The following is a 24,221-nucleotide window of genomic DNA, read 5'->3' on the forward strand; positions in this document are numbered from 1 at the left end:
TCAAGCTGCCGAGCGTCGGATTCCGGAGGCTGGCACCTGGGTGACCCGTCGCAGTGGGAAGCCAAAACGCGAGGACGTCCCGTCCTGGTTCGCTCGCGCTGACGGATACGCGCCTGCTGAGCTGCTGCCAGCACTTACAGTGGGGGAGTTGCCGGAGTCCTGGGGGATGAGGTTCGGTAAGTGAGGTCCTATCCGTTCGTTGAGTCACACGGCTTGATCGGCGACCTGCAGACGGCGGCGCTGATTGCGGATGACGGCACCCTCAATTGGTTCTGCGCGCCGCGGTTCGACTCGCCCAGCATTTTCGCCGGACTGCTGGACATCAATAAGGGTGGGTTTTTCCGTATCGCGCCCCATGGAGTCGGCAACGTCAGAACCAAGCAGTTGTACCTGCCAAAGACGCCGATTCTGATCACCCGTTTTCTGACGCCCGAAGGGGTGGGTGAGCTGATCGACTTCATGCCGGTTGTCGGCGACGTCGCCACCGATTGTCATCGTATCTTCCGGCTGTTCCATGTGGTCCGCGGCACCATGCGGTTCCGGATCGATTGCCAGCCGCGATTCAACTACGGGCGCGACCCGCACGAGTTGCAGATGTACACCGACGGTGCCGTCTTCCGGAGCCCGACGCTCAGCATCACGCTCCATCGGGTCCGCCACCACGACCAGCCCCCGCAGGAAGTCGAAATCGAACGCGACGGCGACGGGGTACGCGCCTTCGTCACCCTGCGCGAGGGTGCTATCAGCGGAGCCCTCGTCGAAACCGGGTCGACCGGGCCGCCCCGACTCATCCAGCCTCCGGAAATACACTCGATGTACGAGCAGACCCGGGACTTCTGGCGGAACTGGCTCGGCGGCTCCTGCTATCGCGGACGCTGGCGGGAAGCGGTGGAGCGCTCAGCCTTGACGCTGAAGCTTTTGACGTACGCGCCGACCGGTGCCCTGATCGCCGCCCCCACCGCCGGCCTGCCGGAGCAGATCGGCGGGGCGCGGAACTGGGACTACCGGTATGCCTGGATCCGCGACGCCTCCTGGTCGGTCACCTCGCTGCTCGGTCTCGGCCTCACCGAGGAAGCGCGCCGATACCTTCAATGGCTAAACGATCGGATCTGCGAGGCGGCCGGACGGGAAACCCCGCTGCACCACCTGTACCGCGTCGACGGCTCGACCGACCTCGATGAGCATGCGCTCGACCACCTCGAGGGCTACCGAGGATCCCGCCCCGTGCGGATCGGCAACGCCGCCGCCGACCAGCTCCAGCTCGACATCTATGGAGAAGCACTGGGCGCCATCCATTTCGCGGACGCCTATGGCCTGCGCAGCTCCTACCACGCGTGGCTCAACACGGTGAAGCTCATCGACTGGCTCTGCGAGCACTGGGACAGACCCGACGAAGGGATCTGGGAGACCCGCGGTGGCCGCAAGGACTTTACCTTCGGCCGCCTCATGTCGTGGGTGGCTGTCGATCGGGCCATCCGCCTTGCCCAGCGGCACGGGGCACCCGCCGAGATCGACCTCTGGACCACCGCACGAACCCGGATCTACCGCCAGATCATGAGTCGGGGATATCACCCCGCGCGACGCGCGTTCGTGCAGCACTACGACAGCGACGTCCTGGACGCGGCGCTGCTCACGATGCCGAACCTCGGGTTCATCTCGCCCGACGATCCGATGTGGCAGTCCACGCTGCGCGCGATCGACGACGAGCTCGTCTCCGACAGCCTCGTCTACCGGTACAACCCCACCGCGTCGCCCGACGGCCTGGCGGGCAACGAAGGCACCTTCAGCATGTGCACCTTCTGGTATGTCGAGGCACTGGCCCGCTCGGGACGCGTCTATGACGCGATGATCGCCTTCGAGAAGATGCTCACCTACGGCACCCACCTCGGTCTCTTCGGGGAGGAGATCGCTCCGACCGGCGAGCAGCTCGGCAATTTTCCCCAAGCCTTCAGTCATCTCGCGCTGATCAACGCCGCGATCACTCTCGATCACATCATGGACGCTGCACCGGGACCGTGTCGCGCGCCCCTGGAAACCCTCGGCGAACCCGGTCCACTGTCGAAGTGAGGATCTACCTGTGGTGCTGCGGCTTGACCACCCGGTCGAGGCCCCTGGGCGCGCGCCGGCCGGTGACGGTGTCGCTCTGCGGCCGTCACGCCTGACACCCGGCGGCTGGCGCGGAAAGGCGGGAAACACGGAGGGCCGCCGCAGAACGACAGTGCGTCGAGGTTCGGTGATGGGCCGGCAGCCGGCCGGGCCGCGCGGTCAGAACCGGCGCGGCGTGGGGGAGCGGACGCCGGTAGCATCGGCGAGTTGGCAGCGGTCGCGGGGTTGCGGCTAGGACGCCTCAGGAGCAGGGCTAGGCGGTGTCTTCAAAGCCTTACAGCCATTGCGGTAGCGCGGCGATGGTGAGGTGGCCTGGTACGACGTGGCGGTCTTGTCGTAGCGGGTGGCGACGCTTCGGCACTGCTTGAGCCGATTGAAGCAGCGCTCCACGACGTTGCGCCGTTTGTAGAGCTGCTTGTCGAAGACCGGTGGTCGGCCGCCGGGGCTGCGGCGGCCGACCTGCTGGTCGGCGCCTTCGGGGATGGTGTGCCCGATGCCGCGACGGCGTAGCTCGGCCCGGATCGCTCTGCAGCCGCAGCCCTTGCCGGCGATGACGTGGTCCGGGCGGACGCGGGGCCGGCCAGGCCCTGACCGCCCCACACGGAACGCGGCCATGACATGGGGGAAGCGGGTGCAGTCGTTGACGTTGCCGCCGGACAGGACGAACGCCAGGACCCGGCTGGCGCCGTCGCACGCCAGGTGGATCTTCGTGGTCAGTCCACCTCGAGATCGACCGAGGGCGTGATCTTGTGGTTCGTCCGTTTCTCGGCGCCCCCTTTAGCGCCGGCCGCGTGCTGGCGTGCCCGCACGATCGTGGAGTCCACCGACGCCAGCCAGTCGATATCGCCGGCGGCCTCCGCGTCGGTCTGCGCCCCGGCGAGCATGCGGGTGAACGTGCCGTCCAGGGCCCACCTGCGGAAACGGGTGTAGATCGACTGCCAGGAACCGTAGCGGGCAGGCACGTCCCGCCACGCCGCCCCGCCCGGATCCTCCACACGATCCCGTTGAGCACCCGCCGATCATCGACCCGCGGCCGACCACCCGTCACGGCCGATGGCAGGTACCTCGACAGGCCATCCCACTCGACATCAGACAACTCGTAGCGACGACCCCCGCGCTACATCATCCGCCATCAAGATCCTTTGAAGAGACTGCCTAGCCCTGGGCCAGCCGGCCCATCGGGCCGGCCAGAATCCCCGCGAACCGGGTGAACCGTCTGACAGAGTGGTCTCTGTGCGCAGGAAGGTGACCGGGAATCATGACGGGCACGGCGGCAGAGAGGGGCGACGTATGAGCGACGATCAGGCGCTCACCAGGCCGGGTACGCAGAGCCGTCGGGCCCTGCTCACCGGTGCGGGCGCGGTCGGCGCGGCGGCGGTTCTGGCCGCCTGCGGCGGCGACGACTCCGGCGACGGGGCCGGCGCCCCCACCACCGCCGTTAGCCCCACCCCCACGAGCACCAGCGGCGGCGGTCCGGCGGCCGGCCAGCCTTTGGCCAAGACCACCGACATCCCGGTTGGTGGCGGCAAGATCTTCGCCAAGGAAGGCGTCGTGGTCGCGCAGCCGAATCCGGGGGAATTCAAGGGCTTCAGTTCGATCTGCACCCACCAGAGCTGCACGGTTTCGCGCGTCGAGGGCGGCACGATCGACTGCCTCTGCCACGGCAGCAAGTTCTCCCTCGTCGACGGCTCGGTCAAGACGCCCCCGGCCACGCGGCCGCTCCCGCCTAGGGAGATCAAGCTCACCGGCGACCAGATCTCACTGGCCTGACCCGCGCTACACATCTCGGCCCCGGACGTCCTGGCACTGTAGTGGCCCGCCGTGACGGGGTGTGCGCGCAATACCCCGAGTCGGGGGCGACCGTTGCACCCTTTCGCGGCGGTGTCCACGTTGGCTTGGAAGTGGCTGACTGCGCGGTCAAGGCTGTCAGGCGGCCACCCCGGAGTCCAGGATTTGCCGTTGTCGCCACCAGCCGGGGCTGTTACCTGGGCCTTTGTGGTGATTGACCCTCCCGGACCGGTGCGGCTGGTCCGTCCAGCGGACTAGCTGAGGGGCGGCCGGCGGCCGGGTTGTGGCGTGAGTCGCTTTTCCGGGTAGGGGCCCCGTGCCGGTTCCTGTCGGCTCCGGCAGGGCCGGGGCGGAGTCCTCGTTGAGCAGATTGGCGACCTCGGGGATCAGCTGCGGCGGCGCGTGTCGCAGTCCGCGGCGACCACCGGTGGAGTACACCTATTCGATTCCTGCGCTATTCCCTGATCATGAGGGTGGCGTGGCGCTGCAAGGCCCGGCTCAGGTTGGGGCCCTGGTGCCAGTGGAGATCCCGACCGGCTATGACGGACGAGATGGACTCCACCGGGACGGCCATAACTGGCCCCGCCACGGGCTGACCGTCGCTACTCCCGGTTACCGAACGTAGTCGGCGCTGGTGCTTACCGGGCGGCGATTGGCGCCGACCCGCGCGTTGTCTGCGGCAGATCTGGTCGTTTGTGGGCAGGAGAGCCATAAGAGCCGACCCGCCCGCCCGGCGAGGTAACTTGTGCATCGGCCGGCGACCTCCGCCGAGCAAGCGACGCGCTTCCCGGACCGCACCCGACAGGCTCAGCGTGGATTGCGGGCCGCGATCCACCCGTCCCGGTACGGGGCCAGGAACCCGATCAGGGCGGCGAGCATCGCGTCCGGAGCCTGCTCGGCGACCCAGTGTGCGCAGTCGGGCAGGACCACGGTTTGCACGTCGTCCGCGACGAGGTCCATCCACTTGCCGACCTGTTCGCCGAAGCTTTCGGCTCCGCCGATCGCCAGGACGGGCATCGTCAGCCGCCGGGTCTTGCGCTGCTCGTTCTGCGCCTGGGTCACCGGGAAAGCGCGGTAGAGCTCAAAGCAGCCGCGCAGCGCCTCCGGGTCGGCCGCGAGGAGGTCGACGTAGTACTTGACGGCGTCGGTGGGCAGCATCTTCTTTCCGGCCGCGGCCGAAAACTTCGCGCCTAAGAAGATGTCCTCCCGCCCGCTGACGAGCTTCTCGTTGACCTCCGGAAGTGCGTTGAACGGGATGTGCCACAGGCGTTCGTTGAGTGGCGCGGGAAGGAACAGTGGCGGCGTGGGAGACACGCCCGGAAGAGGGGCTTCCCCGAGGGCCAGGCGGTCGACCCGATCGGGGTGATCAGCGGCCAGGGCGTAGCCGATGAGCAGTCCGGTGTCGCAGCCGACCATGGCGAACCGCTGGTGGCCGAGCGCGTCCATCAACGCCACAAGGTCGTTTGCGAGGGTTGCGGTGTCGTAGCCGTCCCGGGGCTTGTCGGACAGCCCCATACCACGCTGATCGACCGCGATCACCTCGAAGTTCTCGGCCAGCGCCGGCATCATCAGCCGCCATGCGTACCAGGTCTGGGGCCAGCCGTGTATCAGCAGCAGCGGCGGCCCGTCGCCTCCGATGACCGCGTGCAGGCGCACTGCCCCGGCGCCGACGTACCGGCTGGTGAACGTGTCCGTGAACCGGTCCGGCAGGTTCGGAGCCTGCGACACGGAGCCGGGGCCCTCCGCGGCGAACAGGCCGGTGGACGATGCGCCCATGTGGGGATCCCCTCTCACCGCAGATCACGGCACTGGCGTGCCGCCTCCGTCACGCCCTCTCTTGGGTGACGCTGCCACAACGCCGACGGCCATGGACGTGATTGCCATTGACCTTCCTCTGTTCGGCTGACAGCCGGCGGGTCTGCGACGCAAAAGGACCACTGCTCCGTCACGTCAACCCCACCGAATACCCGGCGGAGTGCAACTCATCATGTGGAACCGACGTGTTGGCCGCCGATGTAGCCAGCACGATCGTTGCCACCCGCGCATCTCGTGACCATGGCGCGGGATCGGTCGCATCGTGCGCCGCCAGCACGCCCCACGTCGAGATCGCCGCGAGCGCCAAGCCCAAGGAAGCAACCTCTCCAATCGTCCGGTCACCCACTCATAGTCGCTGACGGGCGCACAGTACTGCGGCCATGATCACCAACCATGTGCCGCGCACTCAATTCGGCATGTGCGTATACCCGCCGAGTCAACACTTCGTGACGCCGCGTAGCGCGCGGATCGCGGCATGAGCGGTCATGCGTGCGGCTGTGTGCGGGCGGGCCTTACCTTGCTCGGCCTCGCCCACCCGGTCGGCGTTGACGGGCCATGCCGGTTCACGGCTACAAGTGGGTGTTCGACCGGCCAGCCCTGGTATGGCGGCCGTCCAGGCGGATCGTCCACGGGGAGATCCTGTCGATCCGCAGGTGGGTGCCGCTCCACGGGTCCCGGCCGAGTACCGCCCGGACGGCTTGCTCGGACTCCGCCTCCATGGCCAGCACCACGCGCACGTCGTCGAGCGGACCGCCCAAAACGACGATCCCTTCGTCGACCAGCAGGTCCATGTACGACGCGTGCGCGAGCCAGCCGGTCTGTTCTTCCATCGGCCTCGCAAGATCCCAGTGCAGGCCGGCGTGCGACAGGTGAACGAGATACATGGCCTCGTCCTACCGCCGTGGTCCCACACTTTCGTTGTGAGCTGGTGCGGTCCGGCGGTGTGATGCTCGTAAGGCGTCCACCTGGCGGTCGGCGGCGTGGCTGTCGGTGGCGGCGCCGGTCTGTGATGGGATGCTGGTGCGTAGCGGGGTCTCGCGGATGAGCCAGGAGGCTGCGAACGCGATCACCGCGAGGGCGGCGGCGCCGAGGAGGATGCCGTGTAGGCCGCTGCTGACGGCTTCGCGTACGGCGTCGGCCATCGGACCCCGTAGGTTCGGCAGCCGCTCGGGTGTGAGTTCGCCGCCTCGCTCCAGTTGGCTGGTTGTGTCATGGCCGAGGCGCGCGGTCAGGTCCGCCTGCATCCGGGACGCGTAGAGGGTCCCTAGCAGGGCGATGCCCAGCGATCCGCCGATGGTGCGCAGCAGGGTGAGTGTTCCGCTGGCGGCACCCATGTCGCGCGGGTCGGCGCTGTTCATGGTGATCAGCGTGGTGCTCTGCATCACCAGGCCCATTCCTACCGCGATGACGAGGGTGAGTGCCGAGGCCGCCGCCGCGGCGGTGTCCGCGTCGAGCAGCAGCAGGGCGAGAGCCCCGGCGATCATCAGCGCGCCGCCGAGGATCGGATAGAGGCGGTAGCGACCGTTGCGGCTGATGAGCTGGCCGGTGGCCAGTTGCGCGCCGAGCATGCCGAACATCAGCGGCAGCAGCAGCATGCCGGCGGCCGCTGGCGAGGCGCCTTGGACGAACTGCATGTACTGCGGCAGGTAGTTGGTCACGCTGACCATGGCGGCGCCGACCAGGAAGCTGAGGATCTGGGCGAGGGTGAAGTTGCGGTCGGAGAATAGCCTGGGCGGGATGACCGGTTCGGCGGTTCGGCGTTCGACGGCGGTGAATCCGGCCAGGGCGAGTACGGCGACTGTGGCCAGTGCGAGGATCTGCGGTGAGGACCAGGGGTAGGTGGTGCCGCCCCAGCTGGCCAGCAGGGTCAGGGCCACGATGGCGACGGTGAGCAGGGCCGCCCCGCCGTAGTCGATGCGGGGCTTGACGCGTTCGGTGGGCGGGAGACGGATCCGGGTGGCGATGATCAGGAGCGCCAGGGCGCCGATGGGCAGGTTGACGTAGAAGGTCCAGCGCCAGCTCAGGTAGTCGGTGAGCAGGCCGCCCACGAGAGGCCCGCCGACGTAGGCGATCGGCATGATGATGCCGATCATCGACTGCAGTCGGCCGCTTTCGCGGGGCGGCACGAGCACGCCGATGATGGCGAGCGCGCCGACCATGAGCCCGCCCGCGCCGATACCTTGCACAGCGCGGAAGGCGATGAGCTGGCTGATGTCCTGCGACAGGCCGGCCAGTCCCGAGCCGAGCAGGAAGAGCGTGATCGCGGTGATGAAGGTTGCCTTGCGGCCGAGTAGGTCGCCGAGCTTGCCCCAGATCGGGGTGGTGGCCGCGCCGGCGAGCATGTAGGCGGTCACCACCCAGGCCAGGTGGTCCAGGCTGCTGAGGTCGCCTGCGATCGTGGGCAGCGCGGTACCCACGATCAGGCCGTCCAGCATGGCCAGGAACATGCCGAGCAGCAGGCCGAACACGCCGACGTAGAGAGATCGAGTCATGCGCGTCACGCCGCGTACGGCCGGAGGGCCTTGGCGTCGCGCAGCGCGTGCGCCCACCAGGCGAGCCGATCCAGCATCACTTTGGCGGCGGCCTCGGCGGCCGGATCGACTGCCTTGCCGTCGCCGTCGAACTGCTCCCAGACGCGCTGGAAGCCGACGCTGTCGCGGATGGTGACCGCGTGCAGCTCGGCCAGCACCAGGCGCAGCTGCTCGACCGCCCGCAACCCGGCGGAGAAGGCCCCGTAGGAGACGAAGCCGACCGGCTTGGCGTGCCACTCGGTGGTGTGCCAGTCGACGGCGTTCTTCAACATGGCGGGGAAGCTGTGGTTGTACTCCGGCGTGACGATGACGAAGGCGTCGGCCGCCGCCATGCGCGGCGACACCGCGGCCAACAGGTCCCTGGCCTCGTGGGACGCCGGCGGCTGGCCGAGGACCGGAAAGACGGTGGGCAGCGGCGTCTCGACCAGGTCGATGAGGTCGGCTTCCATATCGCCGCGCTGGGCGACCTGGTCGAGGATCCAGGTGCCCACGGCCGGGCCGAAGCGGCCGTCCCGGGTGCTGCCGAGGATGACGGCGATCTTGAGCTGGTTGTCGTTCATGAGGGGACAACTCCTCCGCTGTGTACAACGTATTGGTGAGATACAACGTACACAGAGGCCGTGTACGTTGTCTACTCGAGATACGCTGTATCCCGATCAAGCGAAGGGAGCCCGTATCCATGGCCACCGAGAAAGACAATCCGGGCGAACCGCTGTGGGCGCGCCTGGAACGTCCGGCCCCCGCTCCCCGCCAGACCCTCTCGCCGCAGCGCGTCGCCACCGCCGCGGTAAAGATCGCCGACGCGGAGGGCCTGGACGCCGTCACCATGCGCCGCCTGGCCACCGAGCTCGGCGTCGCGCCCATGGCGCCTTACCGCTATGTGTCGGGCAAGGATGACCTCCTGGAACTTATGGTCAACCATGTCTACGACGACCTGCGCCTGCCCGGGAACCTCGGCTGGCGCGAGACGATGCGCGCCCTGGCGCTTCAGACCCGCAAGCTGCTGCTGCGACACGTGTGGCTGGCTCAGTTGCCCCCGACGGCGATGCTCTCGCTTACCCCCAACCGCATGGCCATCGCCGAGAAGGCTCTGTCGGCCCTGGAAGGCCTGGGCCTGGACGCCGACGCGATGATGAGCGTGTTCCGTGCCGTGGACGCCTACGTGCACGGTGCCATGACCTACGAGATCGCCGTGCAGAACCTCATGCGCCAGCAGGGCTGGTCCGACGGCGGTAAGCTGCGCAGCGAGCTAGCACCGCAGATGATCTGGCACATGCAGACCGGGCGCTACCCCACCTTCCAGCACTACCTGAGTACAGCCACCCGCAAGGACGACGCGCGCTGGCAGTTCGAGACCGGCCTCGACTACGTCCTGGACGGCATCGTCGCCGGCCTGGACATCTAAGAAGATCTCGGGGATGCACGCCATCGGACACGGAGGGCGATCACGGCTACGCGCCTCGCGCCAAGGCCGAGTTCGGCCAGGCGCTGACCGACAATAGAAGCCGAATGAGGGGCCATCACCGCCGCGGCAACGGCCCTCGAAGCCGAACTGTCCTTCCCTTTGAGCCGACTCATCGACGAAACGCTCGACGTGCAGCGGCACCGGGCAGCTCCGGGATGAAAGGTCCGGCGGCGGGCGGTCAGCAGGATAAGCGCCACCGCCTACGAGCACCACCGATGGCGTCACCGGGTACGGTACGGGCAGCTTGTGCAGCGACGCCGCTGTCAAGCTGTCAACCGGTACGGCGCTTTGCCAGGTTCAACCAGGACGACCGGGCGGGCTGCGGCGTGGGTCACCGCCGTGGTGAAGCTGCCGTCGGCGAACTGGGCCACCGGCCCGCGCGGGGACCGGCCGACCGCGATGACGCGTGCGTCGATGTCGTCGGCGTGCTGAGCGAGGACCCGACCTGCAGCCGCGTGGTCGCCGACGCTGGCGAGTACCTGACCGGTGGCGACGATGCCCTGCGCGGCCAGCCGGTCGAGGTGGCCAAGGACCGCGGAGTGTGCCTGCTCGGCGTCCTCGGCGTCGATGGCCAGTTCCTCGACTACGGCGGTCTCGCGGACGTGGACAACCTCCAACGGGCGGCCGGCGTTGCGAGCGATTGCGGCGGCCGCGTCGACGATCTTGGCGGCGTCCTCGGTGGCGCCGACCGCCACGATGACAGGTTGGTACCCAGCCGGCGGTGTGGCCCCGACGCGCTGCAGGCTCGGGCGCACCGTCTCCCCCTCGACCATGCCCTTCTCGGCCGCGGCGACCAGCTTGTGGCCGGAGGCGAGAACGACGATGGCCAGGATGAAGGCGACGCCGCCGAGGTAGAAGGGGACGCTGAGGTTGGTGGCGTCGGCGAGCTTGCCCGCGGCGAATGGGGCGAGGCCGCCGCCGATGAACCGGACGAAGCCGTACGCCGAGGAGGCGACCGACCGCTCCACCGGCGAGACGAGCATGACCGCCTGGGTGGTCAGTGTGTTGTTGATACCGATGAACGCGCCACTGACGATGACAGCGCCGATGACCGCCGCCGGGGTCTTCACGCCGATCGCGATGATGGCCATGACGATGCCAAGGCCGAGCAGGTTGACGTAGAGCACAGGCGCGGTGCCGAACCGTGCCTGCAGCCGCGGGGCGAAGAACACGCTGAAGGCGGCGACCAGCAGGCCCCAGCCGGTGAAAACCAGGCCGAGCTGGTGGGCGTTGAGTTCCATGGGGTACGGCGCGTAGCCGAGCATGGTGAAGAAGCCCCAGTTGTAGAGCAGCGCCATGATGCCCATGGTCAGCAGGCCGCGGTGCCGCAACGCCTTGAGCGGCGCGGCCAACGATGTCTTGTGCTCTGGCTTCGGCAGTGCAGGGACGAACGCGACGGTCGCGACGAGGGCGATGAACATCAGCGCCGCGACTCCGAAGAACGGCCCGCGCCAGCTGATGCTGCCGAGCTCGCCGCCGAGCAGGGGCCCGACCGCGATGCCGAGACCCAGCGCGGTCTCGTACAGGATGATCGCCCCGGCGAAGCCGCCGCTGGCCGAGGCCACGATGACGGCGAGGCTGGTCGCGATGAACAGGGCGTTGCCCAGGCCCCAGCCGGCGCGGAAACCGACAATGCCGCTGATCGAGTTCGACGTGCCGGCGAGCGCGGCGAACACGACGATGAGGATCAGGCCGACGATCAGTGTGCGCTTGGCGCCGATTCGGCTGGATACCCAGCCGACTACCAGCATCGCGACCGCGGTCACGACCAGATAGCTGGTGAACAGCAGCGACACCTGGCTCGGCGTGGCGTGCAAGCTGCCGGCCAGTGCGGGCAGGATGGGATCGACGAGCCCGATGCCCATGAACGAGACGACACAGGCGAACGCCACGGCCCAGACGGCACGTGGCTGCTTGAACGGGCTCGGGGCCGCCCCATGTGATGCGGTCATGCAGGTTCTCCTGAAGGTCTGTGGATGCGCGTATTCAGTCGGACGCCCGGGCGGCCTCGACGAGCCGGGCGAGCGCGGGCAGTGCGGCGGCGATAGCGGCCTGGTCCTGCGGATCGAGGCAGTCGAGCAGGTGCTGCAGGGCGTCGGCGCGCTCCGCACGGCGGCGCCTGAGGAGGTCGAGGCCAGCGTCGGTCGCCTCCACCAGCACGGCGCGGCGGTCGTCGCTGTTCGCGGTGCGGCGCACCAGGCCCTCGCGTTCCATGCGGGTAACCAGCTGCGTCATCCCCGGCTGGGAGACGCCCTGGGCATGAGCCAGCTCCGTCAGCCTGTGGGGTCCGTCCCGTCCTAGGCGGCTCAGGGCGGACGAGGCTGCCGTGCTGAGGCCGCCGGCGGTGGAGACCTGGCGGATGAGCGTCACGAGGTGCTCGAGCACCACTACCAACTCAATGCCGGAGGCATTCGGTTGCATAACCCCATTATGCATAACCTCCTTTAGGCATAAGGGGCCGACCTGCAAGTGACCTGGAACTCACTTCTCGGTCGTACGGCTGGGTCTTTCCCAAGGGCGACCGGCTCAGTCCAGGTGAGGTGCGTTTGCGCAGGAAGTGGTAGCAGCCGTACGGACAGTCGCTTACTCCACGAACGCCACGTACCGGCGCGGCAAGTGATGCGGATCCTGACGCCCGGCCAGCGCCTCCAGAGCCCAACGCGGCACCGGTATCACCCCACATCTCGCCCGCAGCTCGCCAGATGTGCCCGAGATATATCGATCTGTTCCTCATTCCAGGTACCGCTTCGGTCAAGCTTGCGCAGCTGGCAGGAGAGACCCCTTGACGATCCAACACGATCGGGCGTAAACACAGAGGAAGTCACATCGAAACGGCGGTGAAACCAAGCGATGTATGCCGAGGAACGGCAGCAGGAGATCCTCCGCAGAGCCCGGGCCCAGGGGCGGGTCGACGTCATGGTGCTGGCCGAGGAACTGGCGGTGACCAGCGAGACCATCCGGCGGGACCTGACCGCGTTGGAGCGTGCGGGGGTGCTGCGCCGCGTACACGGCGGCGCGATCCCGGTCGAACGCCTCGGTTTCGAGCCCGCGCTCGCCGCCCGGGACGCGGTGCTGACCGCGGAGAAGGAGCGCATCGCCAAGGCCGCGCTCGCCGAGGTCCCGGAGGAGGGGGCGATCATCATCGACGCCGGCTCGACCACCGGGCGGCTGGCCCAGGTGCTGAACACGGAGCGCGAGCTGACCGTGATCGTCAACGCCCCGCCACTGGCCACCCTGCTGGCCGCCCGACCGAACCTCAACGTGATCATGCTCGGCGGCCGGGTCCGGAGTCGAACCATGGCGACGGTCGACGACTGGGCCATGCAGGCGCTCTCCCAGATCTACGTCGACGTGGCCTTCATGGCGACCAACGGCTGCTCGGTCGAGCGCGGGCTCACCACGCCGGATCCGGCCGAGGCCGCCGTCAAGCGGGCGATGATCGCCTCGGCCCGGCGTACGGTTCTGCTCGCCGACCACACCAAGTTCGGCGACGACTACCTCGCGCGCTTCGGCCGGCTCGCGGACGTCGACCTCATCATCACCGACACCGGGCTGAGTGCCGCCGCCGCAGGCGAGCTGCAGCACGCCGGTCCGGAGGTGATCCGGGCGTGATCCTCACCGTCACTCTCAACCCGAGCCTGGACCGGGCCGTCGCCATCGAGTCCCTCGTGCGGGGCGAGGTGCTGCGCGCCGCACCCGCACACCTCGACCCGGGCGGCAAGGGGGTCAACGTCTCCCGGGCCCTGCTCGCCAACGGCGTGCCGTCGCGGGCGGTCATCCCGTGCGGCGGCCCCGAGGGGGAGCAGTTGGTGCGACTGCTGGCGGCGGAGGGCGTACCCATGATCGCCGTCCCCATTGCCGGCCGTACCAGATCCAACATCACGTTGGCCGAGCCAGACGGCACGATCACGAAGATCAACGAGCCCGGCCCGGCGCTCTCCGGCGCCGAGCTGAAGGCGGTCGTCGAGGTGGTGCTCTCCGCCGCCGGCTCGGCCGACTGGGCGGTGGTCTGCGGCAGCATCCCGCCGTCCCTGCCGGTCGAGGAGTTCAGCGAGCTCTGCTCCCGACTGATCGAAGCAGGCGTCCAGCTCGCAGTCGACACCAGCGGCCCGGCGCTGGTCGCCGCGGCAGCCGCGGGAGCGTCGCTGATCAAGCCCAACCGGGAGGAACTCGCCCAGGCCACCGGGCGGGCCGTCAACTCGACCGAAGACGTCGTCGCCTCCGCCCAGCAGCTGCGCGCCCTGGGTGCCCAGGCGGTGCTGGCCAGCCTCGGCGCCGACGGCGCCGTGCTGGTCGACGAGGACGGCGTCGTCACCGGAACCGCACCCGTCGCCGCGCCCCGCAGCAACGTCGGGGCCGGGGATGCCCTGCTCGCCGGCTTCCTGGCCGGCGGGGCCGCCAAGGCAGAGGCGCTCGCCGAAGGCCTCACGTGGGCCGCGGCGGCGGTCAGCCTGCCGGGCAGCCGCATGCCCGGGCCAGGCGACCTGCGCCGCGACCACGTCCACATCCACCACCGGCCGGACCTGGTCCGGCAACTGCTCACCCGGGACTGACTGACCCAACTACAACCCCCACCCCACCACCGGCAATTCAGCCGGCAGTCGAACAGGAGGCCTCCCATGGCCACGGATTACACCCCCGCCGTCACGGGAACCGGCATCAAGGCAGGGATTCAGCGGGTCGGCGGCTATCTCGCCGGCATGGTCATGCCCAACATCGGCGCGTTCATCGCCTGGGGCCTGATCACCGCGCTCTTCATCCCCACCGGCTGGATCCCCAACGCCCACCTCGCCCAGCTCGTCGGCCCGATGATCACCGTCCTGCTTCCGGTGCTGATCGGCTACACCGGTGGCCGGCTGGTGCACGGCCAGCGCGGCGCCGTCGTCGGTGCCGTCGCCACGATGGGCATCGTGGTCGGCAGCGAGGTGCCGATGTTCCTCGGCGCCATGATGGTCGGCCCACTCGCCGCGTACCTGGTCAAGCTCTTCGACAACGCCTTCGAGCACCGCATCAAGGCCGGCTTCGAGATGCTGGTCAACAACTTCTCGGCCGGAATCATCGGCGGTGGCATGGCGCTGGTCGGGGTCTGGGTGATCGGCCCCGTCGTCCGTGCCATCACCAACCTCGCCGGTCACGGTGTCGACTGGCTCGTCGGCCACCACCTGCTGCCGGTCGCCTCGGTCCTGGTCGAGCCGGCGAAGGTGCTCTTCCTCAACAACGCCATCAACCATGGCGTTCTCGGCCCGCTGGGTGTCGCGCAGGCGACCGAGTCGGGCAAGTCCATCCTCTTCATGATCGAGTCCAACCCCGGCCCGGGCCTGGGGCTGCTCCTGGCCTTCCTGTTCTTCGGGCCCCGCGCTCTGCGCCCCAGCGTGCCGGCCGCGATCATCATCCACTTCCTCGGCGGCATCCACGAGATCTACTTCCCGTACGTGCTGATGAAGCCGCGGCTCATCCTCGCGATGATCGCCGGCGGGGCCGCTGGAGTCGGCACGTTCATGATCACCGGTGCCGGCCTGGTCGCCACCCCGTCGCCGGGAAGCGTCTTCGCCTACGCCGCCGTCACGCCTCGTGGCAGCTGGTTCGGAGTCGTCCTCGGCATCCTCATCGCGGCGGCGGTCACCTTCTTCGTGGCGGCGGCGTTGCTCGGCTTCGGTCGACTCAACGGCGACGCCCAGGCGGATGAGCCGGGTGCCGAGACCAGGATCCCGTCGGGCGGCGAGGTGGCGGCCGCGCCGCGCCAGACCGCCGGGACGGCCGCAACCGCCAACTCCACCGCAGTTTCGGAGGCGTGAACGACATGAGCACGATTCAGGGAAGCGACATCCAGAAGATCGTCGTGGCCTGCGACGCCGGGATGGGCAGCAGCGTGATGCTCGCCAGCCAGCTGCGCAAACAGCTCAGCAAGCACTCGGTGACCGTGGAGCACACCCCGGTCGATCACATCCCCGCCGACGCCGATGTGGTCGTCGTGCACACCGGGCTGGCCGCACGTGCCCGGGCGAACGCGCCCGAGAAGGTCATCGTGCCGTTCCAGGTGTTCATCGGCGATCCGGCGGTGGCCAAGGTGGTCGCCGCGGTCAAGAACGGCGGCGCGGTCGATGGCTGAGGTGGCAAGCGGGAACCTCGCCGCGCTGCTCGACCGCCGGTCGATCCGGCTCGACGAGACCACCGCCAACCGGGAGGACGCGATCCGGCGCAGCGGTGCGGTGCTGGTCGAGATCGGGGCCGTCGACCCGTCCTACGTCGAGGCGATGCTGGCGCGGGAGCGGTCGGTCTCGACGTACATGGGGGAGGGGGTGGCGATCCCGCACGGCACGCTCGCCGGCAAGGACGCCGTACGCCGTGACGCGCTCGCGGTGCTCCGCTTCCCCGCCGGTGTGGACTGGGGCGGCGAGCAGGTCGTGCTCTGCGTGGCGATCGCCGCCCGCGGCGACGGTCACCTCGCGCTCCTGGCCCAGCTGGCCGAGGTCCTGCTGGATCCGGAGCGGGCCCGGGCGTTGCGCGAGGCCACCGAGGCCGACGAGATTCTCCGGCTGCTCACGCCGGTCGACGAGGAGACAGACTGATGAAGGTTGTTCGCTTCCATGCTCCGGGTGACGTGCGGATCGAGGACGCACCCGAACCGACCCCGGGACCGGGAGAGGTCAAGATCCGGGTACGCAACTGCTCCACCTGCGGCACGGACGTGAAGATCTCGCGATTCGGCCATCACCACATCGACCCGCCGCGGGTGATGGGCCACGAGGTCGCGGGCGAGGTCACCGAGGTCGGCGCCGAGGTGACCGGCTGGCAACCCGGTGACCGAGTCCAGGTCATCGCCGCAATCCCGTGCGGGCGGTGCGACCAGTGCCGCCGCGGCCGGATGACCGTCTGCCCCAACCAGGAGTCGATCGGCTACCACTACGACGGCGGCTTCGCCCAGTACATGGTCGTCCCGGCCAAGGTGCTCGCCGTCGACGGCCTGAACCGGATCCCGGACGGGGTCAGCTTCGCCGAGGCGTCGGTGACCGAGCCGCTGGCCTGCGTCCTCAACGGCCAGGAACTGGCCCGGGTCGGCGAGGGTGACGACGTCGTCGTCATCGGCTCCGGCCCGATCGGGTGCCTGCACGTACGGCTCGCCCGGGCCCGCGGCGCCGCCCGGGTCACCCTGGTCGACCTCAACCGGGACCGGCTGGACATGGCCGCGGCGCTCGTCGCGCCCGACGCCACTGTCTGCGCCGCGGAGACCGACCCGGTCGACGCGGTGCTCAAGCTGACCGACGGCGCCGGAGCGGATGTCGTCATCACCGCGGCGGCCTCCGGGGCGGCGCAGGAGCAGGCGCTGCAGATGGTCGGCCGCCAGGGCCGGATCAGCTTCTTCGGCGGACTGCCCAAGGACAAGCCGGTCATCGCCCTCGACGCCAACCTGGTGCACTACCGCGAGCTCACCATCGTTGGCGCCAACGGGTCCAGCCCGGCGCACAACAAGGCGGCGCTGCAGCTGATCGCCAGCGGTGCGGTGCCGGTCGCGGATCTGATCACGGACCGGCTGCCGCTGGAGAACGCCCTTGAGGCATTCGACATCGTCTCCCGCGGCGCCGGCATCAAAGTCACCATCGAGCCCTGACCGGCTCGGATCCACCCGGATCCATCACCCCTAGGAGTCGTCATGCCCGAACGTACCGTCTCCGTCGGGTCGACCAGCGGGCTGCACGCCCGCCCCGCCGCCATCTTCGTCGCGGCCGCCGCCGCCCAGCCCGTCGCGGTCAGCGTCCGGCGACCCGGCGGCCGGCCGGTTCCCGCCCGCAGCATGCTCTCGGTCCTGTCACTCGGCGCCACCCACGGCACGGAGGTGATCCTCGCCGCCGAGGGCGACGGGGCGGAGGCCGCCCTGGACGCGCTCGCCGACCTGCTGCGTTGCAACCTCGACGAGGAGCCGGCCGATGTCTGAGCGGCTGACCGGCATCGGGGTCAGCGCCGGCCTGGTCGCCGGGCCGCTGCTGCGGGTGGCTCCGGCGCCCCGGCTGCCGGAGCCGGCCGCAGTCACCGATGTCCAGGCGGAGCTGGCGCGAGCCAGTGCTGCCTTGGCCGCCGTCGCCGCCGAGCTGCGCCGCCGCGCCGATGCGGCGCGGCGGCCGGAAGCGGCCGAGATCCTGCAGGCCCAGGCGATGATGGCCGAGGATCCGCTGCTCAACGAGACGATCGCCGACGCGATCCGGGGCGGTCGGGACGCCGCGCACGCGATCGCCGACGCCTTCGCCGAACACCGCCGGGCGTTCCAGGCGGCCGGCGGCTACCTCGCCGAGCGGGTCACCGACCTGGACGACATCCGGGACCGCGCGGTCGCGGCAAGCCTCGGGCGGCCGATGCCTGGCATCCCTGCCCCGGGTCATCCGTACGTGCTGGCCGCGCGCGATCTCGCTCCGGCCGACACCGCGGACCTCGACCCCGAACAGGTGCTCGCACTGGTCACCGAGGCGGGCGGCCCGACCAGCCACACCGCCATCCTGGCCAGGGCGCTCGGCCTGCCCGCCGTGGTCTCCTGCGCCGGCGCGCTGAGCGTGCCCGAGGGAACGGTGGTCCGGGTGGACGGCAGCTCCGGCGAGGTGCTCACCGATGCCGACGAGGCGCTCGTGACGGCCACTCGCGCCGCCGCTGCCGCCCGGCGCGATCGAGACACCCGGAGCCAGGGACCCGGCCGAACCTCCGACGGGCACGAGGTGAAGCTGCTGGTGAACATCGGCTCCGCGGCCCAGCTGCGCGGCGACGGGGCCGCCGGGGCCGAGGGCGTCGGGCTCTTCCGTACCGAGCTGCTCTTCCTCGACCGCAGCACGGCACCCGGTCTGGACGAGCAGGCACGGGCGTACGCCGAGGTCTTCGCGGCGATGTCGGGCCGCCCGGTGGTGATCCGGACGCTGGATGCCGGCGCCGACAAGCCGCTGCCCTTCCTCGACCAGGCCGGCGAGCCCAACCCGGCCCTCGGCGTCCGCGGCCTGCGGGTCGCCCGACGCCGACCCGAGGTGCTCCGGACCCAGCTCGAAGCGATCGACCTGGCCGCCCAGCGGACCGGCGCCGACGTCCGGGTGATGGCGCCGATGGTGGCCACCGCCGCCGAGGCCCACGAGTTCGCCACGATCGCGCGCGCCGCTGGCCTCAGCAACGTCGGCGTCATGGTGGAGGTGCCGGCGGCGGCGCTGCGCGCCCGGCAACTGCTCGACCAGGTCGACTTCCTCAGCATCGGCACCAATGACCTGAGCCAGTACGTCTTCGCCGCCGACCGGCAGTGCGGCGACCTGGCTGAGCTGCTCGATCCGTGGCAGCCAGCGCTGCTGCAACTTATCGCCGCCTGCGCGACCGCCGGGGGCGCAGCCGGGAAGCCGGTCGGCGTCTGTGGTGAGGCGGCCGCCGATCCGCTGCTCGCGGTGGTGCTCGCCGGCCTCGGCGTGACCAGCCTGTCGATGTCACCGCGGGCCCTGGCGCCCGTGCGGGCGACGCTGGCCGCGCACACCCTTGCCGACTGCGCCCGACTGGCCAGGCTCGCCCTGGCCGCCGAGGATGCCGAGCAGGCACGGGCCACCGTCCGGAGCGAGGCCAGGCCGGTGCCGGACTGATCCGGCAGCTCGCCGGAAGCCGTCGGAGATCTCCTGTGTGGCACGATCTCCGACGGCTGTCTTGGCCGGCAACCTGCAACGCCCGACCGCGGTCTCGGAGGCCGGGAATCGATCATCGACGGGTGATCGAGAGCGTGTTCCCGTCGAGGAACCGACGTTTGTGGCGCGCTTCCTTCTCAGCGCCGAAACGGATACCGAAGAGTCGGTGAGCAACGTCGCTGCATTCGTCGAGCTGCCGCCCGGATCTGCGCCTCCACCGCATCCACGATCGAACCCTTCGCCGCCCGCCGATACCGCGGCGGCTCATCACTGGCCAGGGCCTTCTTCACGGTGCGAGACATCCTCAACCGCAGTGCGATGGCCTGGATCGCCATACCCTCCGACCGCCGCAGCCGCCGGATCTTCGCCCAGTCCTCCACGATCAGCACCTCGCCGAGAGCACGACGATCATGGCCGACCGGGCGGGACGAAGCATCTCAGGATATGCCGCTCTGAAGATGAGCGGGTCATGCAGAATTCGTTTCCAGCCGGGTCGCACAGCACGGCCCAGCCGTCGCCGTCGGGCGTGCGGTGATCGGCCAGCATGGTCGCGCCCAGCGCGAGGACGCGCTCGACCTCCCTGTCGCGGTCCCGGTCCGCGGGCTGCAGGCACACGTGCACCCGGTTCTTGACAACCTTGCCCTCGGCGGCAACTAGCAAGAAACGGACATCTTTGGATGAGTGACTGAGGGCAGCCTTGTCGAACCAAGAACCGATGCCTCGGCAGGCAGGCGGCTCAGCCGCGATCGCAGCCGACGGGTCGGCGAACCCGGGCCACGGCCACGTCCAGGTCGTGGCTCGAGGGGCCGGCTGCCTGCCCACGCTCGCCGGATCCAGCTCACCACCGGCGAGGGCACCGGCCCAGGGTTGGAGCATGATGTGCTGGCGAGCGACGGGCACTTTACGAATCGGCACTACGCAAGTGTCTTGTCGCCCCGCTCAGTCGGTGCACGCCTTCGGATAGCTGGGCCAGGTCGGCCGTAGCCGCGAAGCCGAGACGTAGATACGCCCCTGTGGGCTCGGCGGCGAAGTAGCCGCTGCCGACGCTGACCGCGACGTCTCGCGCGTGGGCAGCATCGGCGATCGCGGTAGCCGACTCGAGGGGTCCCGGTATGCGTACCCACAGATGCAGGCCGCCCTGGGGGACGCTGGAGAGCGTCCATTCCGGAATCTCCGTGGCGAGTGCGGCGGCGAGGGCCGCGCAGCGTTCGCGCAGCGCGGTGGCCAGCCCGCGCAGGTGCCGATCCCATGACGGTGTGCTGATCAGTTCGACGGCGGCTTCCTGCAGCGGTCGGGCGAGGAAGAAGTCGTCGACGAGCCTGGTCGCGCGCAGCCGGTGGGCCACGGGGCCGCGGGCTATCAGTGCGCCGATGCGAAGGCTCGGTGACGCGGGCTTGGTCAGGGAGGTCAGGTAGACCACTGTGCCGTCGTTGTCGTCGGCTAGCAGAGGGCGAGGCATCGGTCCGCCATGGCCGAGCAGTCGCGCGAAGTCGTCTTCGAGAATGAACGCCCCCGCGGCGCGGGCGATGTCGAGGACCTGGCGGCGGCGCTCGGGTGGCAGAACCGCGCCGGTTGGGTTGTGGAAGGTCGGTTGGCAGTAGAGCAGCCGGGCGCCGGTCGTCGCGAACGCGTCTGCGAGCAGGTCGGGACGGATGCCGTGGGCGTCGATCGGGACGGGAATGGGGCGTAGTCCGGCGGCGCGCGCGGCGGCCAGGGCGCCTTGGTAGGTGGGCGACTCGACCAGGATTGGGCTGCCGGGCGCAGCGATGGATCGAAACGCCATGGAAAGGGCGTCTTGTCCGCCGCTGGTGATTAGCACGTCGTCGGCGTCGACGTCGGCGCCGGCAAGCCGGGCGAACAGCGAACGCAGTGTTTCCAGTCCGGCGGTTGGTGCGCGGTCCCAGGCGTCGGGTCGCCGGGCTGCCCGGCTCAGCGCCGCGCCCAGGGCTTTGGTCGGTTGCAGGGAGCGGTGTAGGTAGCCGCCCGCCAGGGTGATCGTGCTCGTCGGTGGCGGGCTGAGCAGGTCGGTGGCGGTGCGGGCGTCGACGATGCGGTCGCCGAGCGCGATCGTCTGCCACGACGTATCAACCGCGCCATGGGGCGTGCGCGACCGGCGGGGCGCCACGAAGGTCCCGCTTCCGGGCCTGGTCACCACTGTGCCTTCGGCGGCCAGCGCCGCAACTGCCCGCGCCACCGTCACTGGGCTCACGCTGTGGCTACGCACCAGGTCACGATTGCTGGGCAGTCGGTCACCGGGTGCCAGCCGGGCGATCTCCGCCCGCAGCGTGGAGACCAGAACGGCAATAGTGCTATTCTCAACCATGAGGCAACATGATAGCGCTATCGCCGCTTCTGGAGAAACGCTCCTCGACCTCACCGCCCTACGGGCCGACACCCCCGGCTGCGAGTCGGTAATCCACTTCAACAACGCCGGCTGCGGCCTGCTCGCCCGGCCGGTACACCAGGCGATGGTCGAGCACCTGGACCTGGAGGCGCGCATAGGCGGCTACGAGGCCGCCGACGTCCGCGCCGCCGAGGTCAGCGATTTCTACGCCGCCACCGCGGAGCTGATCGGTAGCCAGCCTGGCGAGATCGCCTTCGCGGCCAGCGCCACCGATGCCTACACCCGGGCGCTGTCGTCCATCCCGTTCCAGCCCGGTGACGTCATCCTCACCACTCGCAACGACTTCATCTCCAACCAGATCGCCTTTCTGTCGCTACGCAAGCGGTTCGGCATCGAGATCGTGCACGCACCCGACCACCATGACGGCAGCGGCGTTGACGTCGACGCGATGGCGCAGCTCATGCGAACACGGCGTCCGCGATTGGTCGCGGTAACCCACATCCCCACCAACTCCGGGCTGGTCCAGCCCATCGCGGAGATCGGCCGTCACTGCCGGGACCTGGACCTGGTGTATCTGGTCGATGCCTGCCAGTCGGTCGGCCAGTACCCGATCGACGTCGACGAGATCGGCTGCGACTTCCTGACCGCCACCTGCCGCAAGTTCCTGCGCGGACCACGCGGCACCGGCTTCCTCTACGTCGCCGACCGGATCCTGCGCGACGGCTTCGAGCCGTTGTTCATCGACATGTACGGCGCGCGCTGGACCGGTCCCGACACCTATCGCCCGGTCGACACCGCGGCGCGGTTCGAGGACTGGGAATTCCCCTACGCAGCCGTCATTGGCAGCGCCGCCGCCACCCGCTACACGCTACGCGTGGGCATCGAGCCGATCTCCCGGCGCACTCCCGCCCTGGCCGCCCGGCTACGCGACCAGCTCACGCAGATTCCCGGCGTACGCGTGCTCGACCGCGGTCCGAACCCCGCCGCGCTGGTCACCTTCGACGTCGCCGGCTGGGAACCGGTGCCGTTCAAGCAGGCCCTGGATACCCACCGGATCAACTCGGCACTCAGTTACCAGCACTTCGCCCAGTACGACTTCGCCGACAAGGACGTCGCCTGGGCGCTGCGGCTCTCGCCGCACTACTACAACACCGAGGACGAGGTCGATGCCGTCGCCGACGCCGTCGCCCACCTCGCCGCCAGCCGACGCACCAACGAAGGGTAGCAAGGTCGTGCAGACCCTGGACATGACAGACCAGGCATCGACGGTCGGCCCACCGGCAAGCCTGTGGCGCAACCGGGACTTCCTCAAGTTCTGGCTCGGCGAGAGCATCTCCCTGCTCGGCACGCAGGTCACCACCCTCGCCATACCACTGACCGCGATCAACGCCTTCGGCGCCACCGACGAACAGGTCGGCCTCCTGCGCTTCCTGCAGCTCGTCCCGTACCTCGGGCTCGCCGTGCTGTTCGGGGTATGGGTCGACCGCGCCCGGCGCAGACCGATCATGCTCGCCGCCAACCTGGCCCGGATGCTGCTGCTGGCCCTGGTGCCCGCGCTGTACTGGACAGGCGCGCTGAGCATAACTCCGCTGATGATCATCGCGTGCGCTGTCGGTGTCGCCTCGGTGCTGTTCGACGTGAGCTGGATGTCGTATGTGCCCACACTCGTTCGTGACCCCAGGCACTACGTCGAGGCCAGCGCCAAGATGGGCATCAGCTCCTCGGCCGCCGACATCGCCGGGCCGGGTCTCGCCGGGGCCCTGATCAGCGCGGTGACCGCGCCGGTGGCCATTGTCGTGAACGCTTTCTCGTATCTGGTCTCGCTGGTGTTGCTTCTGCTGATACGGACCCGAGAACCCCAACCGCCGGCCGCCGAACGCCGCCACCTGAGGACCGAGTTGCGCGACGGCCTACGATGGGTGATCGACAGCCGCATCCTGCGCTGGCTTGCGGGAATCGGCTTCTGCTGCAACTTCTCGATGATCACCGTGTGGACGATGTTCCTCCTCTACGGCACCCGTGATCTGCAGCTGAGCTCGACCATCCTTGGTGGCGTCTTCGCAACGGCGTCGGTCGGTGGGCTGCTCGGCGCGGTCATCTCGCGCAAGGTGATCCAACGGTTCCCCATCGGGCGGGTCTACCTCGTCGCCCAGTCAGCCCTGCTGCTCGGCCCGACGCTGATCGTCGTGGCAGCCGGTCCGCGACCGCTGGTTGTCGGGCTGTGCGCCCTGTCGTTCTTCATCACGTACCTCGGACTCGGCGTGGCCGGCGTCATCATCGTCAGCCTCCGCCAGGCGGTCACCCCACAATCGATGATGGGCCGGATGACCGCCGTCTTCCGCACCCTGCTCTTCGGCGGCGGAGCGCTCGGCGGACTCACCGCAGGTCTACTCACCGGCGCCATCGGCGCCAAAGCAGCGCTGGCCGTCGCGGCCACCGCCTCGGCCGCCGTGGTGATCGTGCTCGTCGCATCACCCGTGAGCCGGCTGCGCGCCTTCCCTACGGCGGCAACGGCGAAATAGCACAGACAAGGACGCCTG

21 protein-coding genes and 2 pseudogenes are annotated in these 24,221 nt (G+C 69.4%); 13 read left to right on the plus strand and 10 right to left on the minus strand.

Translation table 11 applies throughout. The annotated features are described in order from the left end of the window. The first annotated feature begins 180 nt into the window (after positions 1–180). Entirely contained in the window at positions 181–2,067 is a 1,887-nt protein-coding gene (locus IEY96_RS17220) for a glycoside hydrolase family 15 protein (RefSeq protein ID WP_189195826.1), read from the plus strand. Between the two features lie 313 nt (positions 2,068–2,380). On the opposite strand, the pseudogene IEY96_RS17225 reads toward IEY96_RS17220, so the two are convergent. Beyond that, positions 2,381–3,202: pseudogene (locus tag IEY96_RS17225) on the minus strand (IS5 family transposase). Positions 3,203–3,396: 194 nt separating this feature from the next. Here IEY96_RS17225 and IEY96_RS17230 point away from each other — a divergent pair. Then, positions 3,397–3,876 carry a Rieske (2Fe-2S) protein gene (locus tag IEY96_RS17230; RefSeq protein ID WP_189195827.1) on the plus strand — a complete coding sequence of 160 codons (480 nt, stop codon included), beginning with the start codon at positions 3,397–3,399 and terminating at the stop codon, positions 3,874–3,876. Between the two features lie 825 nt (positions 3,877–4,701). On the opposite strand, the gene IEY96_RS17235 is transcribed toward IEY96_RS17230, so the two are convergent. The 4 genes from IEY96_RS17235 to IEY96_RS17250 all read right to left on the minus strand — a co-directional run bounded on the left by IEY96_RS17235 (position 4,702) and on the right by IEY96_RS17250 (position 8,800). Further along, positions 4,702–5,670 carry an alpha/beta fold hydrolase gene (locus tag IEY96_RS17235; protein WP_189195828.1) on the minus strand — a complete coding sequence of 323 codons (969 nt, stop codon included), beginning with the start codon at positions 5,668–5,670 and terminating at the stop codon, positions 4,702–4,704. Positions 5,671–6,278: 608 nt separating this feature from the next. Next, complete coding sequence (locus IEY96_RS17240; RefSeq protein ID WP_189195829.1) at positions 6,279–6,593, minus strand: YciI family protein; 315 nt, start codon at positions 6,591–6,593, stop codon at positions 6,279–6,281. Positions 6,594–6,602: 9 nt separating this feature from the next. After that, the gene (locus tag IEY96_RS17245) at positions 6,603–8,201 is read right to left on the minus strand and encodes an MDR family MFS transporter (protein ID WP_189195830.1); all 1,599 of its coding nucleotides are present in this window, start codon (positions 8,199–8,201) and stop codon (positions 6,603–6,605) included. Between the two features lie 5 nt (positions 8,202–8,206). Continuing rightward, a complete protein-coding gene (locus tag IEY96_RS17250) occupies positions 8,207–8,800 on the minus strand; it encodes an NADPH-dependent FMN reductase (protein ID WP_189195831.1) in 594 nt (197 codons plus the stop codon). Positions 8,801–8,919: 119 nt separating this feature from the next. Between IEY96_RS17250 and IEY96_RS17255 the strand changes: the two genes are divergently transcribed. Continuing rightward, positions 8,920–9,645: a TetR/AcrR family transcriptional regulator C-terminal domain-containing protein gene (locus tag IEY96_RS17255; protein ID WP_189195832.1), complete on the plus strand. Its 726-nt coding sequence runs from the start codon at positions 8,920–8,922 to the stop codon at positions 9,643–9,645. A 323-nt stretch (positions 9,646–9,968) separates the two neighbouring features. On the opposite strand, the gene IEY96_RS17260 is transcribed toward IEY96_RS17255, so the two are convergent. Further along, on the minus strand, positions 9,969–11,657 hold the full coding sequence (locus tag IEY96_RS17260; protein ID WP_189195833.1) for an MFS transporter: 1,689 nt from the start codon (positions 11,655–11,657) through the stop codon (positions 9,969–9,971). 34 nt (positions 11,658–11,691) lie between these two features. After that, entirely contained in the window at positions 11,692–12,126 is a 435-nt protein-coding gene (locus IEY96_RS17265) for a MarR family winged helix-turn-helix transcriptional regulator (RefSeq protein ID WP_229791634.1), read from the minus strand. A 429-nt stretch (positions 12,127–12,555) separates the two neighbouring features. Here IEY96_RS17265 and IEY96_RS17270 point away from each other — a divergent pair, with 429 nt between their 5' ends. From IEY96_RS17270 to ptsP, 8 genes are all read left to right on the plus strand, one after another. After that, complete coding sequence (locus tag IEY96_RS17270) at positions 12,556–13,317, plus strand: DeoR/GlpR family DNA-binding transcription regulator (protein WP_189195835.1); 762 nt, start codon at positions 12,556–12,558, stop codon at positions 13,315–13,317. Beyond that, on the plus strand, positions 13,314–14,258 hold the full coding sequence (locus IEY96_RS17275; RefSeq protein WP_189195836.1) for a 1-phosphofructokinase family hexose kinase: 945 nt from the start codon (positions 13,314–13,316) through the stop codon (positions 14,256–14,258). Before IEY96_RS17270 ends, IEY96_RS17275 begins: the two co-directional genes overlap by 4 nt. A 66-nt stretch (positions 14,259–14,324) precedes the next feature. Further along, positions 14,325–15,500, plus strand: a complete 1,176-nt coding sequence (mtlA, locus tag IEY96_RS17280) for a mannitol-specific PTS transporter subunit IIC (protein ID WP_189195837.1) — start codon at positions 14,325–14,327, stop codon at positions 15,498–15,500. A gap of 5 nt (positions 15,501–15,505) precedes the next feature. Next, positions 15,506–15,814 carry a PTS lactose transporter subunit IIB gene (locus tag IEY96_RS17285; protein WP_189195838.1) on the plus strand — a complete coding sequence of 103 codons (309 nt, stop codon included), beginning with the start codon at positions 15,506–15,508 and terminating at the stop codon, positions 15,812–15,814. Continuing rightward, complete coding sequence (locus IEY96_RS17290; protein ID WP_189195839.1) at positions 15,807–16,274, plus strand: PTS mannitol transporter subunit IIA; 468 nt, start codon at positions 15,807–15,809, stop codon at positions 16,272–16,274. Before IEY96_RS17285 ends, IEY96_RS17290 begins: the two co-directional genes overlap by 8 nt. Next, a complete protein-coding gene (locus IEY96_RS17295; protein WP_189195840.1) occupies positions 16,274–17,314 on the plus strand; it encodes a zinc-dependent dehydrogenase in 1,041 nt (346 codons plus the stop codon). The genes IEY96_RS17290 and IEY96_RS17295 overlap by 1 nt, the downstream gene beginning before the upstream one ends. Before the next feature lie 42 nt (positions 17,315–17,356). Further along, a complete protein-coding gene (locus tag IEY96_RS17300; protein ID WP_189195841.1) occupies positions 17,357–17,638 on the plus strand; it encodes an HPr family phosphocarrier protein in 282 nt (93 codons plus the stop codon). Continuing rightward, on the plus strand, positions 17,631–19,298 hold the full coding sequence (ptsP, locus tag IEY96_RS17305) for a phosphoenolpyruvate--protein phosphotransferase (protein ID WP_189195842.1): 1,668 nt from the start codon (positions 17,631–17,633) through the stop codon (positions 19,296–19,298). The genes IEY96_RS17300 and ptsP overlap by 8 nt, the downstream gene beginning before the upstream one ends. 239 nt (positions 19,299–19,537) lie before the next feature. Here ptsP and IEY96_RS17310 read toward each other — a convergent pair. The 3 genes and pseudogenes from IEY96_RS17310 to IEY96_RS17320 form a co-directional block, all read right to left on the minus strand. Continuing rightward, positions 19,538–19,726: pseudogene (locus IEY96_RS17310) on the minus strand (IS21 family transposase); the annotation flags it as partial. A gap of 19 nt (positions 19,727–19,745) precedes the next feature. Next, positions 19,746–20,252 carry a VOC family protein gene (locus tag IEY96_RS17315; RefSeq protein WP_229791635.1) on the minus strand — a complete coding sequence of 169 codons (507 nt, stop codon included), beginning with the start codon at positions 20,250–20,252 and terminating at the stop codon, positions 19,746–19,748. Next, complete coding sequence (locus tag IEY96_RS17320; RefSeq protein ID WP_189195843.1) at positions 20,239–21,660, minus strand: aminotransferase-like domain-containing protein; 1,422 nt, start codon at positions 21,658–21,660, stop codon at positions 20,239–20,241. The genes IEY96_RS17315 and IEY96_RS17320 overlap by 14 nt, the downstream gene beginning before the upstream one ends. On the opposite strand from IEY96_RS17320, the gene IEY96_RS17325 reads away from it, so the two are divergent. Beyond that, complete coding sequence (locus tag IEY96_RS17325; protein WP_229791636.1) at positions 21,623–22,906, plus strand: aminotransferase class V-fold PLP-dependent enzyme; 1,284 nt, start codon at positions 21,623–21,625, stop codon at positions 22,904–22,906. The genes IEY96_RS17320 and IEY96_RS17325 overlap by 38 nt on opposite strands. Before the next feature lie 7 nt (positions 22,907–22,913). Continuing rightward, positions 22,914–24,203: an MFS transporter gene (locus IEY96_RS17330; RefSeq protein WP_229791637.1), complete on the plus strand. Its 1,290-nt coding sequence runs from the start codon at positions 22,914–22,916 to the stop codon at positions 24,201–24,203. Positions 24,204–24,221 lie beyond the last annotated feature (18 nt).

Origin of the sequence: Micromonospora fulviviridis, assembly GCF_014648395.1 — a bacterium.
Classification (GTDB): Bacteria; Actinomycetota; Actinomycetes; order Mycobacteriales; family Micromonosporaceae; genus Micromonospora; species Micromonospora fulviviridis.

What these genes read in the sequence shown, in the direction of transcription:
- IEY96_RS17235 (WP_189195828.1), bottom strand. Translation starts at nt 5,670, where the DNA reads ATGGGCGCATCGTCCACCGGCCTGTTCGCCGCGGAGGGCCCCGGCTCC.
- IEY96_RS17285 (WP_189195838.1), top strand. Translation starts at nt 15,506, where the DNA reads ATGAGCACGATTCAGGGAAGCGACATCCAGAAGATCGTCGTGGCCTGC.
- IEY96_RS17300 (WP_189195841.1), top strand. Translation starts at nt 17,357, where the DNA reads ATGCCCGAACGTACCGTCTCCGTCGGGTCGACCAGCGGGCTGCACGCC.
- IEY96_RS17270 (WP_189195835.1), top strand. Translation starts at nt 12,556, where the DNA reads ATGTATGCCGAGGAACGGCAGCAGGAGATCCTCCGCAGAGCCCGGGCC.
- IEY96_RS17250 (WP_189195831.1), bottom strand. Translation starts at nt 8,800, where the DNA reads ATGAACGACAACCAGCTCAAGATCGCCGTCATCCTCGGCAGCACCCGG.
- IEY96_RS17230 (WP_189195827.1), top strand. Translation starts at nt 3,397, where the DNA reads ATGAGCGACGATCAGGCGCTCACCAGGCCGGGTACGCAGAGCCGTCGG.
- IEY96_RS17245 (WP_189195830.1), bottom strand. Translation starts at nt 8,201, where the DNA reads ATGACTCGATCTCTCTACGTCGGCGTGTTCGGCCTGCTGCTCGGCATG.
- IEY96_RS17265 (WP_229791634.1), bottom strand. Translation starts at nt 12,126, where the DNA reads ATGCAACCGAATGCCTCCGGCATTGAGTTGGTAGTGGTGCTCGAGCAC.
- IEY96_RS17240 (WP_189195829.1), bottom strand. Translation starts at nt 6,593, where the DNA reads ATGTATCTCGTTCACCTGTCGCACGCCGGCCTGCACTGGGATCTTGCG.
- IEY96_RS17260 (WP_189195833.1), bottom strand. Translation starts at nt 11,657, where the DNA reads ATGACCGCATCACATGGGGCGGCCCCGAGCCCGTTCAAGCAGCCACGT.
- ptsP (WP_189195842.1), top strand. Translation starts at nt 17,631, where the DNA reads ATGTCTGAGCGGCTGACCGGCATCGGGGTCAGCGCCGGCCTGGTCGCC.
- IEY96_RS17295 (WP_189195840.1), top strand. Translation starts at nt 16,274, where the DNA reads ATGAAGGTTGTTCGCTTCCATGCTCCGGGTGACGTGCGGATCGAGGAC.
- IEY96_RS17290 (WP_189195839.1), top strand. Translation starts at nt 15,807, where the DNA reads ATGGCTGAGGTGGCAAGCGGGAACCTCGCCGCGCTGCTCGACCGCCGG.
- IEY96_RS17320 (WP_189195843.1), bottom strand. Translation starts at nt 21,660, where the DNA reads ATGGTTGAGAATAGCACTATTGCCGTTCTGGTCTCCACGCTGCGGGCG.
- mtlA (WP_189195837.1), top strand. Translation starts at nt 14,325, where the DNA reads ATGGCCACGGATTACACCCCCGCCGTCACGGGAACCGGCATCAAGGCA.
- IEY96_RS17255 (WP_189195832.1), top strand. Translation starts at nt 8,920, where the DNA reads ATGGCCACCGAGAAAGACAATCCGGGCGAACCGCTGTGGGCGCGCCTG.